Origin of the sequence: Bacillus sp. NH11B (assembly GCF_001884205.1) — a bacterium.
GTDB classification, from domain to species: Bacteria; Bacillota; Bacilli; order Bacillales; family Bacillaceae_G; genus Bacillus_A; species Bacillus_A proteolyticus.
On the sequence record NZ_MAOG01000132.1, the window covers coordinates 122652 to 145366 of the forward strand.

The 22715-nt window shown below is 34.7% G+C and carries 22 protein-coding genes and 3 pseudogenes; 20 read left to right on the forward strand and 5 right to left on the reverse strand.

What is annotated here, in order from left to right; all coding sequences use genetic code 11:
* Nucleotides 1-540 precede the first annotated feature (540 nt).
* The 6 genes and pseudogenes from BAU27_RS25100 to BAU27_RS25120 all read left to right on the forward strand — a co-directional run.
* The gene (locus BAU27_RS25100; protein WP_071747882.1) at nt 541-1017 is read left to right on the forward strand and encodes a CcdC protein domain-containing protein; all 477 of its coding nucleotides are present in this window, start codon (nt 541-543) and stop codon (nt 1015-1017) included.
* 777 nt (nt 1018-1794) lie between these two features.
* Entirely contained in the window at nt 1795-1884 is a 90-nt protein-coding gene (locus tag BAU27_RS25105; RefSeq protein WP_071772323.1) for a YjcZ family sporulation protein, read from the forward strand.
* A gap of 136 nt (nt 1885-2020) precedes the next feature.
* Nucleotides 2021-2230, forward strand: coding sequence for a glycine zipper domain-containing protein (locus tag BAU27_RS25110; protein ID WP_071772324.1), 210 nt, complete (start codon nt 2021-2023; stop codon nt 2228-2230).
* Between the two features lie 468 nt (nt 2231-2698).
* Nucleotides 2699-2800, forward strand: coding sequence for a YjcZ family sporulation protein (locus tag BAU27_RS25115; protein ID WP_000505688.1), 102 nt, complete (start codon nt 2699-2701; stop codon nt 2798-2800).
* Nucleotides 2801-2980: 180 nt separating this feature from the next.
* On the forward strand, nt 2981-3145 hold the full coding sequence (locus tag BAU27_RS33640) for a hypothetical protein (protein WP_244159139.1): 165 nt from the start codon (nt 2981-2983) through the stop codon (nt 3143-3145).
* A pseudogene (locus BAU27_RS25120) lies at nt 3115-3689 on the forward strand (transposase); the annotation flags it as partial. The gene BAU27_RS33640 and the pseudogene BAU27_RS25120, both read left to right, overlap by 31 nt.
* A gap of 540 nt (nt 3690-4229) precedes the next feature.
* Here the strand turns inward: BAU27_RS25120 and BAU27_RS25125 are convergent.
* On the reverse strand, nt 4230-4682 hold the full coding sequence (locus tag BAU27_RS25125; RefSeq protein ID WP_071772325.1) for a VOC family protein: 453 nt from the start codon (nt 4680-4682) through the stop codon (nt 4230-4232).
* Nucleotides 4683-5155: 473 nt separating this feature from the next.
* Between BAU27_RS25125 and BAU27_RS25130 the strand changes: the two genes are divergently transcribed.
* From BAU27_RS25130 to BAU27_RS25185, 12 genes are all read left to right on the forward strand, one after another.
* Entirely contained in the window at nt 5156-6028 is an 873-nt protein-coding gene (locus BAU27_RS25130; protein ID WP_071772326.1) for an alpha/beta fold hydrolase, read from the forward strand.
* 77 nt (nt 6029-6105) lie between these two features.
* Nucleotides 6106-6306 (forward strand): sporulation YhaL family protein, encoded by a 201-nt coding sequence (locus tag BAU27_RS25135; RefSeq protein ID WP_002170693.1) that lies wholly within the window; start codon nt 6106-6108, stop codon nt 6304-6306.
* Nucleotides 6307-6524: 218 nt separating this feature from the next.
* Nucleotides 6525-6755, forward strand: a complete 231-nt coding sequence (locus BAU27_RS25140) for a hypothetical protein (protein WP_071747289.1) — start codon at nt 6525-6527, stop codon at nt 6753-6755.
* A gap of 421 nt (nt 6756-7176) precedes the next feature.
* Nucleotides 7177-7626: a helix-turn-helix domain-containing protein gene (locus BAU27_RS25145; RefSeq protein ID WP_071772327.1), complete on the forward strand. Its 450-nt coding sequence runs from the start codon at nt 7177-7179 to the stop codon at nt 7624-7626.
* An 88-nt stretch (nt 7627-7714) separates the two neighbouring features.
* Nucleotides 7715-8275, forward strand: coding sequence for a glycerol uptake operon antiterminator GlpP (glpP, locus tag BAU27_RS25150; protein ID WP_071772328.1), 561 nt, complete (start codon nt 7715-7717; stop codon nt 8273-8275).
* A 229-nt stretch (nt 8276-8504) separates the two neighbouring features.
* The gene (gene glpF / locus BAU27_RS25155; RefSeq protein WP_071772329.1) at nt 8505-9326 is read left to right on the forward strand and encodes a glycerol uptake facilitator protein GlpF; all 822 of its coding nucleotides are present in this window, start codon (nt 8505-8507) and stop codon (nt 9324-9326) included.
* Nucleotides 9327-9338: 12 nt separating this feature from the next.
* Entirely contained in the window at nt 9339-10829 is a 1491-nt protein-coding gene (gene glpK, locus BAU27_RS25160) for a glycerol kinase GlpK (RefSeq protein ID WP_071772330.1), read from the forward strand.
* A 133-nt stretch (nt 10830-10962) separates the two neighbouring features.
* Nucleotides 10963-12645: an aerobic glycerol-3-phosphate dehydrogenase gene (gene glpD / locus BAU27_RS25165; RefSeq protein WP_071772331.1), complete on the forward strand. Its 1683-nt coding sequence runs from the start codon at nt 10963-10965 to the stop codon at nt 12643-12645.
* A gap of 705 nt (nt 12646-13350) precedes the next feature.
* Entirely contained in the window at nt 13351-13614 is a 264-nt protein-coding gene (locus BAU27_RS25170) for a PqqD family protein (protein ID WP_071772332.1), read from the forward strand.
* On the forward strand, nt 13604-14023 hold the full coding sequence (locus BAU27_RS33020) for a hypothetical protein (protein WP_254798007.1): 420 nt from the start codon (nt 13604-13606) through the stop codon (nt 14021-14023). Before BAU27_RS25170 ends, BAU27_RS33020 begins: the two co-directional genes overlap by 11 nt.
* A 16-nt stretch (nt 14024-14039) precedes the next feature.
* Nucleotides 14040-14804: an ABC transporter ATP-binding protein gene (locus BAU27_RS25180; protein ID WP_071772333.1), complete on the forward strand. Its 765-nt coding sequence runs from the start codon at nt 14040-14042 to the stop codon at nt 14802-14804.
* Entirely contained in the window at nt 14801-17293 is a 2493-nt protein-coding gene (locus BAU27_RS25185; RefSeq protein WP_071772334.1) for an ABC transporter permease, read from the forward strand. Before BAU27_RS25180 ends, BAU27_RS25185 begins: the two co-directional genes overlap by 4 nt.
* A gap of 755 nt (nt 17294-18048) precedes the next feature.
* Here BAU27_RS25185 and BAU27_RS25190 read toward each other — a convergent pair.
* A complete protein-coding gene (locus BAU27_RS25190; protein ID WP_071772335.1) occupies nt 18049-18552 on the reverse strand; it encodes a DUF3995 domain-containing protein in 504 nt (167 codons plus the stop codon).
* Between the two features lie 478 nt (nt 18553-19030).
* Between BAU27_RS25190 and BAU27_RS25195 the strand changes: the two genes are divergently transcribed.
* Entirely contained in the window at nt 19031-19555 is a 525-nt protein-coding gene (locus tag BAU27_RS25195) for a hypothetical protein (protein WP_071772336.1), read from the forward strand.
* Between the two features lie 153 nt (nt 19556-19708).
* Here BAU27_RS25195 and BAU27_RS33025 read toward each other — a convergent pair.
* Nucleotides 19709-20019, reverse strand: a pseudogene (locus tag BAU27_RS33025) (hypothetical protein).
* 163 nt (nt 20020-20182) lie between these two features.
* Nucleotides 20183-20479, reverse strand: coding sequence for a hypothetical protein (locus tag BAU27_RS25205; protein WP_071772337.1), 297 nt, complete (start codon nt 20477-20479; stop codon nt 20183-20185).
* Between the two features lie 451 nt (nt 20480-20930).
* On the opposite strand from BAU27_RS25205, the pseudogene BAU27_RS33645 reads away from it, so the two are divergent.
* Nucleotides 20931-21035, forward strand: a pseudogene (locus BAU27_RS33645) (DUF3139 domain-containing protein); the annotation flags it as partial.
* Nucleotides 21036-21544: 509 nt separating this feature from the next.
* On the opposite strand, the gene BAU27_RS25210 reads toward BAU27_RS33645, so the two are convergent.
* Nucleotides 21545-22715 (reverse strand): bifunctional metallophosphatase/5'-nucleotidase (locus tag BAU27_RS25210; RefSeq protein ID WP_071772338.1); only part of this gene is annotated, 1171 nt, incomplete at its 5' end.

The following is a 22715-nucleotide window of genomic DNA, read 5'->3' on the forward strand; positions in this document are numbered from 1 at the left end:
TGTCCCTCTCATTTCTTCTTATCACTTTTCTTTAAATCGAATTTGTATTTAAATATATATTCATCTTTTTATTTCATAAATCCTTTTGGATCATTAATGGAATTTAGCTACCGATAAGTAAGGGTGTATGAACTAACTCTGTATAGGCTATTCCCATTAATCATAGACATTTCTAAGGTGCTATTTATGTAAAGTAAAAGTATGATAAAGCGTTATTAGCAAAAATATATTAAATGATTCATCATACAATTCTATGGTATGAAAACGCGAATTTTATACACTTAGACATTTTCTAACAATGAAATCTCATCTTTGTTACTGTAAAAACAACTAGCCCCCACAAGAGGTGTTAGTTAACGTAAAATTCGCTATCGTTAGTTAATCTTTTTTGCTTTATAGATTTGGAATTACTCCTACTTTGACCAGCCTCTCTCCCTCTTCTTGATGAATTGAAAAACATAACATACAACAAATGTATTTACAGTTATATGGAATAATATGTATATTGGTATTCAGAGGACTATCAAAAGGGGGATGTGTATGCAAACTGTTATGCCGTCTTATTTGTTTTTATTTTTTGGCGCGCTCATTTTACTACGTAGGATTCGTTCGATGTATAAACCAGTCAAGGGAAGTGGGGTGCGAATATTCTTGCCACTTATTTACTTAACGCCGGGACTTTCATTTTTTCTCCAATTAGGGCACCCGACGTTTTTTGAATTATGCGTAAGTGTTGTTTTAGGGCTTTCCTTTTCGGTGATTATTATCATTTTGTCAGATTACGAAATTAGAGAGGATGGTAACATTTACGCAAAGAAAAGCTGGAAGTTCGTCGTGGCTTTTATTCTAATGCTCCTTTTACGTTATTTTATCCGACAAGACATTACGACAGTCGATTCAGGTACACTTAGTCTGTTATTTTTCACATTTATCATTTGCTACATTGTTCCGTGGCGAATTGTTTGCTATATAAAATTCAAAAAAGTGCTCGAACAAAAGAAAGAAGCTTTCTATTAAAATGTAGAAGGTTTTTTCAATCATCTTTGTATAGTCCATTTACTTAGTAATAGTGGAAAAGAGCTTATTGGACTCTTCCCCCTAGTAAAATTTTGATTGAGTATAATATACACACCTAGTTAACATAAGCCTTTATTATCCGGATTTAATGTATTTAGAAGGCTATTAAAAGTCCTCCAGATTGTTTAGCTGGAGGATTTTCGTGTTCACATAATTTTCGTTCTCGGAAGTTCTACACTTTATGTTCGGGATGGAAATCTAATGAGTTAGTTCAGATTACGAAGGTCAGGCGTAGTGTTTTAATATAGAGTTGGAGTCGGAGGAGAACAATGGAAAGAAACAATATCGTTTATGGCAACCGAATAATGATTCCATCTTCCGCCGAAAAACCTATAGCCATAAATTCTTTCGTGCCCAACAGTCGTCAAAAAAAACCAGAAATTGTCGCCGTTTCTAAGCCGCAGATACGTAAATCGAAATAAACAATTTTGAAGACCCCAAGGACTCTGGGCATAGAGTGGCATTTGTCGTATATATACCATGATTCGAGGTTCACTCCTTATTGAAATTAGACTTATAACTAATTTTATGCTCAGGGTTAAAGCTTAGATTGGATGTATGCCTAGTAGCCTACTTAAATTCAATTTTGAATGTATATAGTATACATAACGCATCATTATGGGTAGCAAGAAAAAGGCGGATTCCTTGTGAGAGTGGGGATCTTCCTTTTTCTTTTTCTATGACTCTATTCATTTTTTTATACATTCCTATCCTGGCGTGGATTTTTTCCGAAATGCTGGTGGATTTGCTTTATTAGTTGTATGGTTTATTTTATTAATCATCATTGGAGCTGCTTGCTTCTGCTAAAAAAACTATTGGAAAAGACACTCTTATATGGGTGTTTTTACTTTGTGAAATTCACATAAATCTGTCCTTATAGGGAAAAATATGTAAGGTATTGTGCTGGAAAGCACTTGCCTATTCTAAATAAGGAGTGAGATGAATGGCTGATAAAAATGAACTTAACCGTGTCGATAATGATGCTGGCGAAGCGGTAGGAACTGGTGTCGGTGCTGTCGCTGGAGCTGCTTTGGGTTCTGTTCTTGGTCCACTTGGTACCGTTGCAGGAGCTGTTGCAGGAGGAGCGATGGGTAACGTAGTCGGCGAAGGTGCCGATGAGGCTAATGACAGTGTTGCGAACCGAGAAGATTAAACTTTAACCAAAGTGATGCTGAATGAATTGGATTCCCAAAAAGGGAGTCCTTTTTTATTAAGTTAATTCAGCTTTTTTAGGTGAATTCCCAGTGAAATTGTGAATCAATTCACTTAAAGTAACGGGTGCGTTAGTTCACCAAGCTATAAGCAGTAATCATAATCATTTTCTTGATCTTCCGCAATCGGGCACTTTAATGGAGAAAAGATCACAAAAATGATCAAACTTTATTTCAAAGCTACAGTATTCATTATTTCTGGTATTATAGTCGCATTAACATACATATACAATTCTAATAAGTAATACAATCAAACTAGATTAGCAAATCAAGGAAGGCACCTTAGGGTGTCTTTTTTTATTTCTAAAAGGACCTGCTCAATTCATGCGTAAAAAACATAAAGTAAAATGAATCCGTTAAAATACATGAGTGAACCTTAGTTTTCCCCTCCCATTAAAGGAGGAACTATTATGGGCTTTGGTGGTAGTTGCAGTAGTTGTGGCGGCGGCTTTGCTTTATTAGTTGTATTATTTATTCTATTAATCATAGTTGGAGCTTCTTGCTTCTGCTAAAAAAACTATCGGAAAAGACACTCATATATGAGTGTCTTTTCTTTATGGGGTACTGACCCATACCTATCAGGCTAAGATTTTAAGACACCCCATCGCCATCAAGCTAAAAAATTGTATCCATAAAACGAAAAAAACGCTATTCTTTTTGGAGAAATATACAGAAAGGGGGGTGTTTTTGGTATGAATTTATCGATTTCTGATGAATTACAATTGTTTTCTCAAGAATTACAGCAACATATGCCACAACATGCTCTGGATCAGTTAGCTAGAAAAGTTGGATTTGTTCAACGAAAAAGTAAATATCGTGCACAAGACTTAGTGGTCAATTTTTACATGTTTATGTAGGTTCGGGAAAGCAAAATGATAAAATTTATGGTTCTACTTGCTTATCGTCTCTTCAACCGCACGATGTATGTATACGTGATCTAGGATATTTCGATTTAAGAGATCTACATACGATAGACGAGTGTGGTGCTTATTTTATTCCTTACGATGGCAAGTTGAACTTATCTTTAAAACTTGGAAATCATTTTTTCGTATTCATCATTGTAATTCTGTCAAATTAGAACGACTAGAATGTCACTTATACGGACAATTAATTAGCATCCTTCTTTGTTCCTCCACCATGTTTCAAATGCACCGATTACTCCTCATCAAGAAGAAACGAGAATCAAGAGAATATAAAGCGATTTATATGATAAAAGATTATTTTCCACTTATTTATCAATCTCTACAAAAAGAGACATGAAAATTAACAAAGATATTGTCTCGGCTGTTTAATCTCTTATAGAACAACGGACGAAAATCCCATAGGTATGAGAAGAAAACAGTCTTTGATATTTTAGGCGTCGTATATAACTTTTCTATGTCTCACAATCATGTAGCGTAATCCAAAAAATTGAAACCTGATAGGGTTTATTTGGTATGCACATCTTTAAAGAACTTACACTAGATCTTTAGAAAAAAGAAAAAATCTCACATGAAATTAAACTTATATAAGCTTAGCTTGATAGCGATGTGGTGGTACCCCTAATAGTTTTATAGACAGCTGATTATTTTATTCGATTTATAATCTTTTGTTTAGTTGATTATTCTTATTTTTAAGTTCCTTGATGCTTCATCTCTGCTATGGGCTACGTCCTCCTCTAAAACCAATTAACACCTTATATAATTCATCTGTTTGAAACTCTTTCGCGTATAGTATGTAGTCTTTTGTTTTTCTAAAAAGACTACGAAAATTTTAAAAGCTCAAACAAATATAACCCCGTTCTAAAGTTAGAACGGGGTTTAAAAATATAATAATAAAGTCGCTTAAAAATCTAAGTTTTATTCAACAATAGCGCCCTTTTATTGAATAAGAATTTTCTTCAAATATTTTTACTTCAGCAATGTATATTTCAGTAAAGGCTTTTTATAAAACGTCATTTACTTATTTGTTATTGAGTTGTTCCGCCAAACCGATTAGAAGTCCTTCGACTCCACGAATATAGCAGAGCTTATACGAGTCCTCGTACTGAACCACTTCGCCAACGAGCTGAGCACCATGCTTAGTGAGTCTGGATACCATTTCGTCAATGTCTTCAACGGTGAACATGACGCGTAGATAACCGAGGGCGTTTACAGGAGCAGTCCGGTGATCTGCTATAGTAGGTGGTGTGAGAAATCGCGAAAGTTCAAGTCGACTGTGGCCATCTGGAGTAACCATCACAGCAATCTCTACGCACTGAGAACCGAGTCCCGTGACGCGACCAGACCATTCACCTTCGACAGTTGCTCGCCCTTCGAGGTTCAAGCCAATCTCCTCGAAGAAAGAGATTGCGTCATCAAGGGATTCTACAACGATGCCAACATTGTCCATTCTTAGTAAGTTGTTTTTTGCCATAGTCTTATCTCCTTATTTGTAAAAATTTATCCCGCTATTTGTGGGAGTTTTACTGTCCATAAACGCCCGATTGGTGTGGGCTAATAATCAGTGGGGGATGAACAAAAACCCCACCTTTAACTGAAGTTATAATTAATATTATACCATTAAAAAATCCCCTTATAGTAGACGGGAAAAGAAAGCACATTAACCTGTTTACTTACTATGGAGGGGATTTTTCTATGGGCAAAATTAGAGTAGCTTACGATGTAGAATGTAAGAAAAAAGCTAGTTGAAATCATACATGTAAAGAAAATAATTGACTTACTTTAAACGTGTAACTATAATAGTTACAAAATAACCATCAGTAATGGGAATGAGTAATATTTTTTTAATATAATTGTAACTACTATGGTTACAATTAAAAAGAGGACATAAAACAACCAAAAAATGTAAAACCTTTAAATAGCAATGTGAGAAAGGAGACGGGAATTTTGAAACGGTTTAAGTTTTATATGATTAGTGGTATTGCGCTCGTTTTACTTGTAGTATGTAACTTCGTTGATAAGCCGATTGCGAAGGTTGAAGAAGTGAAAGATACTGTTATGATGAAGTTCAATACGAAAGAGAAGATGGCGCAAATCGATGGGCAGACGATTTATTTTAAGCAACTTGGTGAGGGGAAACCGCCCTTACTTATGCTTCACGGATTTGGCGGTTCTTCTGATGGATTTAGTGATATCTATCCGGAACTTGCGAGAGACCATACGATTATTGCGGTTGATATTTTAGGATTTGGGCGTTCGTCTAAGCCGGTTGATTTTCAGTATTCGTTTCCTGCGCAAGTGAATTTATATTATAAGTTAATGAAGAAGCTCGGATACGATCAGTTCGCGGTGCTCGGTCATTCGATGGGAGGAGAGATGTCCCTTAATTTAGCGTATTTATATCCGGATGCAGTGACGCATCTCATTTTAGCGGATTCTACAGGGATTGAATCTTTCCAGCAAAAAGAAAGTTATGAAATGCCGCCAATATCGACAGACTTACAAACTGTAACAGAAATTACGGATTATAATAAAAATGAAGTGAAAAATAGCCGCAACGATAAAGAGCATTATGATCAGCTTACGAAAATGAGAGAGCGCCGCATTGCGATGGAAGCGGATAAAATTAAGGTGCCGACTTTAATTATTTGGGGTAGGCACGATAAGAGTGTTTCTTGGGAAAATGGTGAACTGTATCATCAGTTATTTACAAATAGCACGTTTCATATTATTGAAAAAGGATACCACGCACCGTTTCGTCAGGAGCCAATCGAGTTTATGGAATATGTACAAGGGTTCTTCGCGGAGAATCCACAATGAAATTTTAAGCATAAATCCACTTCTTTCCTCATAGAGTGAAACTAATAAGGCTTGTCTAAGGAAAGGAATGAAGTGATTTGGAAACTTTACCATGGTGGATTTATCTTGTGATCATTGGGATTGTACTAAGTGGCTACATGGTTTTATATACTTCAAAAAAAGAGCAAGAGATGGATAATGAGTTTATCGAAAAAGAAGGCGAAGTTTATATGAAGCGCTTAGAAGAAGAGCGAGAGAAACGTAATCAGGATAGTGATAAGGATTCGGTTTTGCTTTAATAGAAAAGGTTTGAAGAAGAGGGATGTATTCCATTTCTCTTCTTTTTTGTTGTATGAAATATTTGTATAAGAAAAAAGTATATGTTTCGCTTATTAGCTGTCATTTTAAAATTGAAGACTTACTAAATGAAAAGGTAATTGATTTTTGCTAGAGGGAATTATATATTTAAATTATTAAATATATAATTTTAACGTTGTTTGGAGGGGTGAGAACTAACATGAATACAGAAAAATTTCAAACCTATGTATCGTTGTCAACAAAAGACTGGAGTGCTGAAACGTTTGTAAGAACCCTAGAAGAGATTGTAGCTTCGGCAAAAGAATATGAAAATGATTACATTGAAATCCATCAAGTTTTAGAAATGGTAGTAACAGAAGTTGAAGTTGAGTACGTAATCATTCTAAATCATACAAGAAACTTAGATGATTTGGGGAAATACCTTAAATAATAATTTCTAAATACTGTTTATAAAAAGGAATGCCGTTCTATTTGAATAGAATAGGCATTCTTTTTTAATCCCTGCTAACAATGGAGATATTAATATTGCTACTTTAAAAAGGACGTAATCAGGATTCAGTTTTATTATAATTACGGGAAAGTGGATAGTGTGTTGTTATCCACTCTTTTATTTCTTGGAATATATCAACGATTTTTTCAATATATCGACTTACCGACAGAAAGAGACAATGTTAAGAGATACGATTATTGTTCGGGAAATTATTATACAAGAAAAGTATATGAAATCTACATACTACATAGCCCCATTTTAAGCTGCAACGCACAAGTTGCACAGGTTATGCAACGATAACTCGCTTTACTCTTCATCATTTATTTGACCATACTAGGCATAGAGAGGTGATAAACACAGTATGATTTTCAGTGAACGTTTAAAAGTAGAAAGAGAAAAAAGAAATTGGTCGCAAAATGATTTAGCTGAAAAAATTCATGTAAGTAGGCAATCCGTTTCGAAATGGGAGACGGGAAAGAACTATCCGAGCATTGAAATTATTATTCATTTAAGTGATCTGTTCGGTATTACAATTGATGAGTTATTGAGGAGTGATGAAGAGTTGACGCAGAAAGTAATTGAAGATAGTAAACAATTAGCGTATCCAAAATGGAAGGTGTTCTTTGATGGTCTATTCATGCTGGGAGTATTTTTGTTTATTACAAAAATCGTTGTATGGATGTTAAATAAGTTTGCTGGAGCGAGCATTACACTTGTAGCGGATGCTCCATATGTAATGAATTTTTTACCCCTCATATTAATGGTTATAGGTGGCACGGCTTCTGATAAGTTGAAGAAAATATATAGATAGAGGAAAGAAATCCCCTACACTAGCTGTTCTTTTCACTTAAATTGTGTACTATAAAGGATAGGATGATATAAAGAAGGGGACATTTAGAATGGAATTTCATGAGCAAAAGATTTTGCCGGCAGTGAGGCAAATTAAAGATTTGGAAAAGCTATTACATAGTTCGTATGAATATATCGTTATTTTAGATATTCATGTCGGTCAATTGAGGAGTGTTATATCACTTGCGAAGCAATATTGTAAAAAGGTGTTTTTACATGTGGATTTAATTCATGGGTTGCAGAGTGATGGGCATGCGACGGAGTATTTATGCCAAGAGTTTAGACCGTACGGGTTACTTTCGACAAAGGCGGGCGTCATTATGAAGGCGAAGCAAAAGGGCGTTGTGGCAATTCAGCGTATCTTTTTAATCGATTCTAGCGCAATGGAAAAGAGTTGCAACCTTTTGGAAAAGACGAAGCCGGATTATATTGAGGTGCTTCCAGGAGCAATGACGGACATTATCGCTGAAGTGAAAGAGCGTACAGGTGTACCAATTTTAGCAGGTGGTTTCATTCGAACTGTCGAGGATGTGGAGAGAGCTTTAAATGCTGGTGCGACAGCAATTACGACATCGAAAAAAGAACTATGGAAACATTACCAAAAAAAGTGACGAAAATGTGAAAAAATTCTGTTGACACCGCTTTCATTAGAGGTTAACATTATAGACAAGTTAATAAACGTGACGGAGAAAAGAAGAGATCCACATTTCATTGTTTCTATATAATTTTATATAGAAACGTGCAAAGCTGTGGGTCTTTTTCTTTTGACAAAAACGAATGGCCATTCATTTTACCTCTATCACTTTTTGAAAGCATTTAAATTGATTGTGGAGGGATACTATGTCAGCATTTTTAGGGGAATTAATAGGGACAGCGTTGTTAATCTTACTTGGTGGCGGCGTTTGTGCTGGTGTAAGTTTAAAGAAATCGTTTGCGAAAGATTCTGGTTGGATTGTAATTACAATGGGCTGGGGCTTAGCGGTTGCTGTCGCAGCGTATGCGGTTGGATCAATTAGTGGGGCACACTTGAATCCGGCTTTAACGATAGGACTTGCTTTTAAGGGAGCGTTCCCATGGAGTGACGTACCAGGTTATATCGCAGCACAAATGATTGGGGCAATTATCGGGGCAGTTATCGTATATTTACACTACTTACCACATTGGAAAGAAACAGAAGATCCAGGAACAAAGTTAGGTGTATTTGCAACAGGCCCAGCAATTCCGAACACATTTGCAAACCTTTTGAGTGAAATGATTGGAACATTCGTTTTAGTATTTGGTATATTAGCAATTGGAGCAAATAAATTTGCAGATGGATTAAATCCATTTATCGTAGGTTTCTTAATTGTAAGTATTGGTTTATCATTAGGTGGAACAACAGGATACGCAATCAACCCGGCTCGTGATTTAGGTCCGCGTATTGCACACTTCTTCCTTCCGATTGCAGGAAAAGGCGGTTCAAATTGGAAGTATGCATGGATTCCAGTAGTTGGTCCGATTTTAGGTGGATCACTTGCAGGTTTATTCCATCAAGTTGTATTTGAAGGAAAACAAAATCCAGCACTTATTTATGTGATTATTGCAACTGTGATTGTACTAGCAATCTCTTATATGACAAGTAAAAAAAGCGGAAGCACTACAAATAATAGAAAAGTAGCATAGGGGGAAACCGATATGAAAAAATATATTCTTTCATTAGACCAAGGAACAACAAGCTCACGCGCAATTCTTTTCAATAAAGAAGGAAAAATCGTTCATTCAGCTCAAAAAGAGTTTACACAACATTTTCCAAAGCCAGGCTGGGTTGAGCATAATGCACAAGAAATTTGGGGATCTATTTTAGCAGTTATCGCAACTTGCTTAAGTGAAGCGGATGTAAAACCAGAACAAATCGCTGGTATCGGTATTACGAACCAACGTGAAACAGCGGTTGTATGGGATAAAACAACTGGAAAACCAATTTATAACGCAATCGTATGGCAATCTCGTCAAACAGTTGAAATTTGTGATGAGTTAAAAGAAAAAGGTTATAGCGAGATGGTTCGCGAAAAAACAGGTCTTTTAATTGATGCATACTTCTCTGGTACGAAAGTAAAATGGATTTTAGATAACGTTGAAGGTGCAAGAGAAAAAGCGGAAAACGGCGAGTTATTATTCGGAACAATTGATACATGGCTTGTATGGAAATTGTCTGGCGGAAAAGCGCACGTAACAGACTACTCAAATGCATCACGTACATTAATGTTTAACATTCACGACTTACAGTGGGATGATGAGCTTCTAGACATGTTAACAGTACCAAAGAGCATGCTTCCAGAAGTACGTCAATCATCTGAAATATATGGAGAAACAATTGATTACCACTTCTTTGGCCAAAATGTACCGATTGCAGGTGTAGCTGGTGACCAACAAGCAGCATTATTCGGACAAGCTTGTTTCGGTGAAGGTATGGCGAAGAATACTTATGGAACTGGTTGCTTCATGTTAATGAACACAGGCGAAAAAGCAGTTGCTTCTGAGCATGGCCTATTAACAACAATTGCATGGGGTTTAGATGGTAAAGTAAACTATGCATTAGAAGGAAGTATTTTCGTAGCAGGTTCTGCAATTCAGTGGTTACGTGACGGAATGCGCATGTTTAAAGATGCAAGTGAGAGTGAAGAATACGCTTCTCGCGTTGAATCAACTGAAGGCGTATATGTTGTACCAGCATTCGTAGGACTTGGAACACCGTACTGGGATAGCGAAGTACGCGGCGCTATGTTTGGCGTAACACGCGGTACGACGAAAGAGCACTTCATTCGTGCAACGCTAGAATCTTTAGCTTACCAAACGAAAGATGTATTATGCGCAATGGAAGCAGATTCAGGTATTGAACTGAATACATTACGCGTTGATGGCGGGGCAGTTAAGAATAACTTCTTAATGCAGTTCCAAAGCGATATGTTAGACGTTCCTGTAGAGCGTCCAGTGATCAATGAAACGACAGCTTTAGGTGCAGCATATTTAGCTGGTCTTGCGGTTGGATATTGGAAAAACCAAGATGAAATTAAAGCACAGTGGCATATGGACAAACGCTTTGAACCAACGATGGAAGCGGAAACAAGCGAAGAGCTATATGCTGGATGGAAAAAGGCAATTGAAGCAACAAAAGCTTTCAAATAATCATAAACAGTGTTATAATGGTGACAAGTTAATAATTCGGTAGGAGATTTGGAGAGACCACAACGCGCTATAGAGGCGAAATCTATAGCGGAGTTTGTGGTCTCTTTTTTCGTTATCAAAGGGAGGAATTACCATGAAATTTTCAAGTAAACAACGTAAAGACGTATTAAATGGAGTAAATAAACAAGAGTTAGATGTGATCGTAATTGGTGGAGGTATTACTGGTTCTGGTATTGCATTAGATGGGGCAACACGCGGTTTATCAACGATTGTGTTTGAAATGCAGGACTTTGCAGCAGGTACATCAAGTCGTTCAACGAAACTTGTACACGGCGGTTTACGTTATTTAAAACAACTTGAAGTGAAAATGGTAGCAGAGGTGGGGAAAGAGCGTGCGATCGTATATGAGAACGGTCCCCATGTAACAACACCAGAGTGGATGTTACTTCCGTTCCATACAGGCGGTACGTTCGGATCATTTAGTACATCAATTGGTCTTCGTGTATACGACTTCTTAGCAGGTGTAAAACGAAGCGAGCGCAGAAAAATGTTTAACCGTGAAGAAACATTAAACAAAGAGCCTCTTGTGAAAAAAGAAGGATTAAAAGGCGGCGGTTACTACGTAGAATATCGTACAGACGATGCGCGTCTTACAATTGAAGTAATGAAAGAAGCAATTGAACATGGTGCGAAAGCTGTTAACTACGCAAAAGTAGACAGTTTCTTATATAAAGATGGAAAAGTATGTGGTGTACGTGTAATCGATTTACTAGACGGAGAAGTGTACGAAGTTTACGGTAAGAAAATTGTAAACGCAGCTGGTCCTTGGGTAGATACACTTCGTGAAAAAGATAACTCGAAAAAAGGAAAAGTACTTCAATTATCAAAAGGTGTTCACTTAGTAATTGATCAAAAACGTTTCCCATTAGGTCAAGCGATTTACTTTGATACACCAGATAAACGTATGGTGTTCGCGATTCCTCGCGGCGGAAAAACGTACGTAGGTACAACAGATACGTTCTATGATAAAGATGCAGCTGTACCACACATGACAACAGAAGATCGCACATACATCATTAATGCGATTAACTACATGTTCCCAAGTGTGAAAATTACGGAAAAAGATGTTGAATCAAGCTGGGCTGGTGTACGTCCGTTAATTTATGAAGAAGGTAAAAATGCATCTGAAATTTCTCGTAAAGATGAAATTTGGACTTCTGAATCTGGTTTAATTACAATCGCAGGTGGTAAATTAACAGGATACCGCAAAATGGCTGAAATGGTAGTAGACTACGTAACGAATCTATTACAAAAAGAAGGACATAGCGCATATGCGAAGAGCGATACGAAACATATGCCAATCTCTGGTGGACATGTAAGTGGTTCACACGGATTCCCAGCATTCGTTGCGAAAAAAGCGGGCGAAGGTACGAAATACGGTTTAACGACAGCACAAGCAGAAGAGTTCGCGAAATTCTACGGCTCTAACGTTGACGTACTATTCGGCCTAGCGAAAAAACATAAAGATGAAGCGAAAGAATACAACATGCCGCTTGACGTTCTAATCCCGCTTGTATACGCAATGGATTACGAAATGACAGCAAAACCAGTTGACTTCTTCGTACGCCGCAGAGGCGCTGTATTCTTCAACATCCACTGGGTATACGAGTGGAAAGAAGCGGTAATCAACTACATGGCTGCGAAATTAGGCTGGAGTAAAGAAGAGCAAATGAAATACACAGCTGAACTAGAAAAAGCATTAACAGACGCTGTCATTCCTGTAGATCAACAAGAGCAGGCAGCTGCGTTAGCATAAAAATAGTGAACCACCTGAAGGGGAGCCTTTAGGTGGTTTTTTGTTTTATTATGCACGCACTAAAACCTTGATTATAAGTAAATAGAGTGTATTAATTTTATTTTGAATATTAAGGTTTCTAATGGGTTTATAAGCTTTTTTGCATAAAATAAAAAAGGCAGAAGCCTGAGAAATTTCTGCCTCGTACAATCTAACTTCTATTGCGGTAATAGGTGTGGTTATTGAACAATCAAATCAATAATTTAATTGAGAACCGCCCTTACCTTTTTCGCAAGCAGGGTGTTTTTTGCTTTTTGTACCGCACGAAATCATTAAAACGATATGTGGAGTAACAAAGAACAAGAGGGAAACGTATGTTTCAAACAAGGACAATTAAAATTAAATGAAATTCCATCAAAGAACAATCTTCTATTTTGTACTAGATGATTAGAACAATTTTTATATTTGAAAATTATAATTAAGTAGGAGTATTCGGATTTTTTTGTCAGAACCTTTAGATAGATGTATATCTAAAGGGAAATTAAATGTGTTTATCCCAATATGCAAAATTACATATTGAAAATAATATGGAACTTATATACAAATTTCGGTTCATATTGTAACATTAAGATGTTGTTAATGTAAAAAAAAGTAAAAAAACATATTTTTTGTAAAAACATGTTTTGTATTGTGAAATATAAATGGCAGGAAAATGAAGTTGATTAATTGGATATTTCGGTAAATAAAGATGTAATTGTATATGAAGAAAATAATGAAATTATTCTAGTGAATATGATTAAAAATAATTTCTATGCATTAGATCACACAGGATCTGAGATTTGGAAGAAAATCGAACTTCTATCAGAAGTAACAAAGGTAATTGACTCTATATTTCAAGAGTTTGATGGCGAAAGAGAAGTTATTAAGAATGAAATAATGGATTTTATTTTTAATTTAGAGAAGGCAGGGGTAATCGAGATTGATAAGTAAGTTTAAGAATTCGAATACATACATATACTTATTAGTATTATTAGTAACATTCGACATGGAATTATCAAGAAATGGATTTAATAATACATTTAAAAGATACAAAACAAAATATCTTAATATAATAGATATAAAGTGGGACAAGGAATCTGTAGAAAAAACTAAAAGTGAAATTGGACGAATATTCCGGATGTTTTATGTTGTTTGTGTTTGGTATCCAAGAAAGGCCGATACTATTTCTCATAGATTAGGACCTACAAAGTATTCAGATAGAATTATTGTAATGGACAATGGGAATATAGTTGAAGAGGGAAACTACGATGAGTTGATGAATAAACGTGGAGTGTATTATGAAATGTATTTATCACAAGCAAAATGGTATGAGGAACAAATAACACAAAATTCGATTTAAGACATTGGGGTGTATTATGGACAAGAGTCAGTTTGTATTATCTGTGAAAAATTTGTGTAAAACTTATAAGGGCGTTGGCTATGAAGTTAAAGCGCTAAAAAATGTATCCTTTGATTTATATAGAGGTGAGTTACTTGCAGTTATGGGAACAAGTGGTTCAGGAAAGAGTACATTACTTAACATATTAGGTGCTTTAGATAGTCCAGATGAAGGCACTATTTTATTAAATGGGGAAGTGAAAAATATTATGTTTACTGAACCATATGCGACAAAATACCGGAGTGAGAATATAGGGTTTGTGTTTCAATCATTTAACTTATTGAAAGATTTATCAGTTAAAGAAAATATTGCATTACCGCTTATTTTAAAAGATATAAAAAAAGAGGAAATAGACACTGAGGTACAGCAGATGATAGAACTAGTTGGTTTGGAAAATTGGTCTAATCATCGACCAGTTCAACTTTCAGGGGGGCAACAGCAACGTGTTGCTATCGGAAGAGCATTAATTACATCACCACCTATCGTATTAGCTGATGAACCAACTGGGAATTTAGACTTTAATAGAACTACAGAACTTTTAAAAATGTTAGTAGAGATGAAAAAAAAATTAAATCAAAGTATGGTTTTAGTTACACACGATCCCAATGTAGCAACATACGCAGATCGCGTGATTTTTTTCCATGATGGAAAAATTGTGGACAATTATGTATGCGATAATGGACCGATCGATATGGAAAATATTTTAGAGAAGTTTAAAACGTTGATGGAGAAAGTGCAATGATTAGATCTATTAGGGGAATAGCATTACGCTTTTTTAGAGCGAATAAATTTATTGTATTGTCATCAATTGTTAGTGTGATGTTGTCCATTTCTTTAATTATCACAATGGGAATTTTCTCGGTAAATGCTAGATATTCAATAGAAAATAAAGTTAAACAGATATATGGAGATATGGATTTATCAGTTGGTTACAGTAGTGATCAAACAAAAGTCATGGATAAGTCCCTATTAGATAAAATTACATCCTCAAAAAGTATTAAACAATCATCGAGTGCCTTGGTTACACGTTTAAAAGTAGATAGTTTAAACACAAATATGTATACAGTTGGGGTTCAAAATGATGTACTAACAAAAAGTAAATATCATTTTAATGAGAATATAAAATCCAATGAAGTGATAATTAATAAAGAATTAGCTCAAGTATTGAAGGTTCGAATAGGGGATAGTATTTTAATAGAAAATAAACAATATAAGATAAAAGAGTTATTGACAGATTTAGATGCAACGGGGATGCCTCCTGATATAATTATGTTATCTAAAGATACAGTTCAACGACTTATGCAGGAAAAGAATAGTAAAAATATTGAAGCCACTTATGTTTTAATTAAGATGAAAGAAAATGAAGATGTACTAACATTAGCTAATCAAATCAGAGAAATTGATTCGGACTTACGAATTGATGTAACAGAAGAAGATGAATTTCTAAAGAGTAATCTAGCTTCATTAAATATATTTATGATTATCTTGTCGGTACTCATGCTTGTTGTTACTTCATTGATGATTATTTCTAATTTTGAATTGTTTTTATATAAATATAAAAATCAAATTTCTATTATGAGATCCATTGGAGCGACAACAAAACAAATATTTAAAGTTGTGTTATTTCAATGTAGCTTGATTAATATTATTGGTACTATCTTGGGCTTTGTACTAGCTGTGATAAGTAATCAATTCTTGCAAAAATGGCTGGAAAAATTATTTTCTTTTCAAATTAGTTCGTTAGGATTTGATTATAAAATAGCAGTAATGGTCATGATTTTTGGTGCAATATTGATTGAAATATTCATGCTGTTTCCCTCTTATAAGAGTGCAAAAGTGTTGCCATTTAAAATTATGCAGGACAATGAAAAAGTCGATTTTTCTAATAAAAATAAGTATTTGAAATTTGGGAAATTCATAACTTTTATCAGTATAGCTCTAATTCTTATAGGAAGGTTTGTAACTTATGGAGAAGATACAAGAGTAGCGTTTGTATTAATTGGATCACTGTTATTAATATTAGGGATATTTATATTGTTTCCTATTTATCTTCCAACGTTATTAACGCGCACTTTACCTATCATTAAATTTCTTACTGGTAATACATCATTTGTAGCAATTAAGAATCTTATACCACAAGTAAAAAAGAATACATTTGTTGTTTTGACTATTAGTACAATGATGATTATTGCTGTTTTTGGATCGGCACTATTAAAAACTATTCAAAAGAATGAAGAAGAATATTTAAAACAAGAATATCCAACAAATATTATTGTGAAAAGTCATTTAAGTAAAAATTCAACAATTAAGCATGCAGAATTGCAAGCGGAGATAAAAAAAATAAAAAGTGTTAAGGAAGTAAGCACGCTAAGTAATTTTGTTTCTGCAGAATTGAAGAAAGGCGATCAATATGTTTCTTTTAATTATGCATTAGCTGATTTAAAGGAGATGGAGAAACAAGATTTACTTCCACTTCTTTCTACAAATGTGGAAAATAAGGTTGTTATTACTAAAGGTTTTGCGCTGCAACATGATCTTCATGTAGGGGATAGTATTGTTCTTGGTATGTACTCAGAATCCTCACAAAAAATAGAAGAGAATGGAAGAGTTGTTGTGGGAGGAATCGTTCAAAAATTATCTGGCTCAAATGTAGAAATGTATATGGATTGGAGAAATAAAGAATTTAATACAGATTTCACTGTATTTAGTCGTTTATTTATTAGCTCCAACGATGAACAATATACCTTGAAACAATTAGAAGAATTAAAAAAACAGTATCCAGAATTACAAATCAATAGCTATGAACAGTCGGTCAAAAAGGCAAAACAAATGTTTTATGAAAGATGGTCCATATTTATTGTAGTAATGATAGTAATGGTGTTTAGTGTTATGTTAGGAGTATTTAATACTCTTATTAATAATATAAATTCAAAAAGAAAAGAATTTGCTGTTTTAAGGACAATATGTATTGATAAAAGAGGAATCATAAGGGTCATAATGACACAAGTTATTCTATATATCCTTATAGGATTAATACTTGGTACTTTTGCCGGGATTCTATTAACATATGCTATTAGTTTAATTGATCATGGGAAAGTATATATTGATTTTATTTTTGTGAATACTATTGTAGGAGTTATGTTAGGAATGGCGTTTATTATTTTTGTTCCTTTTGCAAATCGAATAGGGAAAAGAAAGGTTTCTATAGAATTAAATCAAGATAATAAATAATAGGCCATCATTATTGTAAGTTTTGAACGAATTAAGGTGTTATTTATCATACTCAAAATTCTCCAAATCTAAGAAGGCTTTCATCACTGTATACATCTTTATAGCGTTATTAATGATAACAGTGTTGAAATGAAATATACAGCAGAACTAGAAAAAGCATTAACAGACGCTGTAATTCCTGTAGATCAACAAGAGCAGGCAGCTGCGTTAGCATAAAATAGAGAAACACCTGAAGGAGAGCCCTTCAGGTGTTTTTTATCTTGACTAAAAATAAATAGAATGTGTTACATTGATGATAGAGTATGTAGTATGAATTTTGCATAAAATAAAGAAGACAGAAGCCTGAGAAACTTCTGTCTTGTGTAAACTAACTTGCTATTGTGGTGGTAGTAGGTGCGGTTATGAGACAATTGCATTAACGTTTTAGCCGAGAACCGCCCTTACCTTTTCCACGAAGCAGGGTGGTTCTCGCTTTTTTGTATACAGAAATTAGCCACGGACCGACGTATCTTCTACCGATGACAACGCCAGCTCCGGTTAGGATACTATACAGTCTAATACTTTATTTTAATAAAACCCTTATCATAAAATATAAACGATTCGTCAGTTCAAATTTATATTTTAGTTAATGAGACAAGTGCAAATAGTAATATTCAATTAGACTAAGGACAAGGATGCTCAGTCTAAAACATTTTTTAAACTGAACATTTATTCCTTGCTCAGTAATTGCGCCCGTTTCTTGAATAACTATAGGTTTACCTCATATTTATCCCGTCTTGTTCTATTTTTTTCTTATTATTGGAGGTGTAAATATAAAGAAAAGCAAGTAGCCCATATAAGATTCCTCCTAACAAGAAAAACGGTTCAACAATTACCAATAGTAAAGAAAGGGATTCTGAGTTCAACAAGCTTTGAGTTATCCCTACGCCACCCCGCAAACCTAAAATCGCACATGCTCCCCATGCTGCAGTGAGCAACAACCAGGATGGAAATCTTCGTCCCCATGCTTGAACAAGTGCAAGTGCGGTAAATGCAGCAACTATACATAGAGCAATCGCAACTAGATTAATGATGAATAACACTTTGCCCATTGTCCTGCCTTCAAATCCTAAAGTACCTCCTGCCGCCCAATAAATGTGAATTAACCCGAATAGAGCTGACCAAACAAAAGCTGCATAACCAGTAAAAACCAACCACTTATCGATTTTGTCCGGTGGATGTTGATTATTATTGTTTTTGATTGTAATAACTCCTTTCATTATGAGGGATAATAGCAATCTTTTTGAATACCGTATAGTTTTATATACGGTTTCATTTATAATTTATTAGTATTAAATCCAATGGAAATGCGGAAATGTTATGATTATATTTATGCGATCAGTTACTACATTATATGTCCCTTTTATGGAACAAAAATCAATTAGGACTTTTTAACCAAGGAGCTAAAATGTAGAGGAAACACGAATACGGTAAATGATGTCAAAGTGCCAAATATACTCATGAAATAATTGATCTACTTATAAAAAGTTATGTAGAAAATGAACTATCTTCGGATCAAAAAAGAAAATTCGAATTGCTGACGGAATTATAAAACAACAAAAGTACCACTACATTAGGGGTACTTTTTATTTTGTATCTTTATTGTGAATTTGAAACAAAGTTGTATACACCATTTATCTTAAAATCAAGTTATGTTTAAATATAAATGTTAAAAATACACCAAATGAGGTAAATTCTATGAAAAATCTTTGCACTATTTTATTCTCTATCTTTTTGCTACTTATTCTCTCTAGTTGCGGACGAGATATTTTAACTAAGGATACTATTGAAGACGGGTTCACACATCGATTAGACTTTGAAAATAAGTTAAAAGAATACTCAAATGGCATGATTGAGATCGAAGATTCAAATATAGAGTATCGTGATAAAGAAAACGATCGTATCTATAAAGCAGACTGGAAAGGATTTGAAATTTATTCCAAAATGGGTAAAAGTGATTGGCTGTCAAACTCCTATTCGATTACAACTGAAAAACTGGTATTTGAGGATAAGACAGCTAATGAGCAGTATCGAAAACTAATGGAAATCATCATTCGTATTGCAGACCCAAAGCTCACTATTGAAGAAGTAAATAAGCTAATAGATAGTGGAGTAGACTTAAACGAGGTAAAAGATGGGAGGGGTTTCTACTACCAACTAAAGGTAGGTCAAGACCCAGTAAACAACATTGACTTTACGATTGTACCTAAAGGTGGATGGTAATTGAAGAATGAATAGAAAGAGATAAGATTCTTAGTTTTTTGTTCTTTTAACTGATATCATTTTTGAAAAAAACATGTTAAGCAAAATACAATGAGCTGCCCATATCGGCAGCTCATTTACATACTTATCGTTAGCGGAAGTCATTTTAAAATTCTATGTGTCGATTTTTTCTTTGCCCTTGCGGATAAACCACCATATCAAAGCTACAAGTAGTAGGAGGAGCGGTATTCCCTGAATAAAGAAAATCCTCCCCAAAAATCAAGTTCAGTACTATATGGAGAGTCTGTTGCCATCACACCTATAAATAAAGCCACTGGAATTGTGCATAGATTTACCCCTAAACTGACCATTATGAATGCTAGATTTTTATCCTTAGTTTTTGGTGAATCAGAATTGAAGAATGAGAATACTGCAAGGCCGATTATAAAATACAGTATTACATAAAGCTGATTAAGATATCCCATAATATTCCTACGTTATCCTAATTGTACCATTAGCAAGGCCTATTTTGTGTACATTTGGATGAATAGGATATTCATATAAAGTTAACATAACGTAACATTATTGATAGCAAGAAAAAAGTGGATCCCTACTCTCACAAGGAATCCACCTATTCATTATATGCTTCTATACTTGTTTTGTTTTCTTTGCTAGTGCCAACTTCAAAAAAGCTGCAAGTAGTATGAGAAGCGGTATTCCCTGAATGAAGAGAAATCCTCCCCAAAAATCAAGTGCAGTACTATCTGGAGGGGCTGTTGCCATCCCGCCTATAAAAAAAGCTATTGGACTTGTGAGTAGATTTATCCCTAAACAGACCATTATCAACGATAGGTTTTTAGCCTTAATTTTTGGTGAACCAGACTTAAAAAATAAGAATATTGCAGTGCCGAATATAAGAAACAGTGTTACATAAAAATTTAACATAATATCCCTCCATGACTTTAATTGTACCATCAGCAAGGACAAATTTGAACAAATAGGATATTTATGTAAGTCAGATATAGTGTCTCATTATCAGTAGCAAGAAAAAAGCGGATTCTTACTCTTAAAAGGAATTCACTCTCTCTTTTTCTATAACTATATTTTTATATGTTCCTACCATACTGGCGGTACCCCATGCCCATCAACTTAAGAAAACAGATTCACCCCAAAAAGAAAAAATGAGCTTAATTCTCATATATAACTGTCGAGTTTGGTGGCGCTTTAAAATATTAGCTGGGCGGTACCCCTTATATGTGGTGCATAATTTGAGATTGTATATTGCCGTTCCATAAATCCTCCCTCATTGAAGTAGAAGGAACATCTATACTAGGAAACAAAAAAATAAAAAAGGAATATTTTAATAATAAAACAGATGTTATTGTAAAATTGGTTTCATGGTATGAATGTACAATTTAAAGATGAGCCCAATGAATCATATACTTATAGAATTGGGAAAGATCTTAAAACAAATAAGTTATCTATATTTCAAGCAGTATAGGTGGAAATGTTAAGAACTTAAATAATAATGGAAAGCCCTTTTCATCTTTGTTATTTGATGTGAAAGCATGATATTTCGAAGTCTTAACCCATACCCATCAACTTAAGAATTTTATAACAACACAGGCTAAAAATTCCATGCATTTTTGAAAGAAAACGGCTTATATTTTCGTTTTGGGGTATTTGCTTTTCATAGCTTGATGGTGATGGAGTAGCGCCAACAAAACGCGAATTTCGTACGCTAAGCAAAGTTATTAAAAGAAAAACCCGTTTTTCTGAACAGGTGAGAGTTATACAGTATTGTAGATGGAAAACATATCTAGATAATTCAAATCAGCTCAAATTATTTGACGTTGACTTTACTTTTTTGGTGCTTTGCATATCGATGGTAAATTCGTTGACCACGGTAGGACTTTGTTTCAAACCCAAACAAGAAAAATAAGATTACCTGCACACTAAAAAGTATAGCGAACAGGTAATCTAGGTTAGGTGTTTTGAGATTAATGAAAGCTAATTTATTTTTTGGATTCTTCCATCAATAATAGGCTGAATTGGTTCTTTTGCTTGTTTTATATAATCTACTAATGCTTCAAAATCAGTTGGTCCTGTTTCAGCATCTTTCCCATTTTTAAAGGACACAAATCCATCGCCACCTGAAGCTAGAAATGCATTCGCAACAACGCTGTAAGTTTTAGAAGGAATAATTTCTTCTCCATTTGTTAAGCGAATACTTGTGACTTTTTCTCCATTTGGCTTGTTCGCATCCCAAGTGTATTGGATCCCTGAAATTTGAAGCATTCTTGTGATGTCTTTTTGCCATTGTTGATTTAAAATATCACGTATGTCTTGACCCGTTAAATTAACCTTTATTAATTGATTTCCGAATGGTTGAATGCCATATATTTCTCCCCATGTAATATCACCAGCATCTAAGTCATTACGAATACCACCAGGGTTCATAAAAGCAATTTGGGATTGCATTGTTGCACGCTGGGCATCAGCAACTAAATTGCCGAGAGTAGATTCACCAGCCGTATTTAGTTTGCGATCTAGTGGAGTGGTAGACTTACCAATAACCTCATTGACAAGAGGTGCGATTTTAGCTTGATACTTCTCCATCTTCTTCTTTATTTTTTTATCAGGCTCTATGCCTTCATGGTAAGTTGTAACAATTTCTGCTTTTTTCTCGACAATATCTTTTGTCTTACGATCAATCTTTACATCAACATCAGCAAAAGCCATTCCATAAGAATTTGCTTGTACGACAAGTTTATTATTAACAGTTCCATTTACATAGGTATGGCTATGCCCTCCAAAAATAACATCGACTTCTGGATCAGTCTCATTTGCTATTCGGACTAGGTCACCATTTGTTACGCCGTTCTCATCTGTTGTACCTCCGTTATGCGCAAGAACAACGATAGATTTAACGCCTAGTTCTTTCAATTGCTTTACGGATTTGTTAATGGCTTCAACTTCATCTGTAATTTCTACATTCTTTAGCATAGTAGGCATAACAACGTTAGGAACATCTGTTGTTACGACTCCGATAAAGCCAACAGGGACTCCTTGTACCTTTTTTATAGTAAATGGTGGTAAAAATAGACGCCCGGTGGATTTATTATAGAAATTTGCGGCAACATATGGGAATTTTGCTCCTTTAAAATTCCCTGTTTTTTCA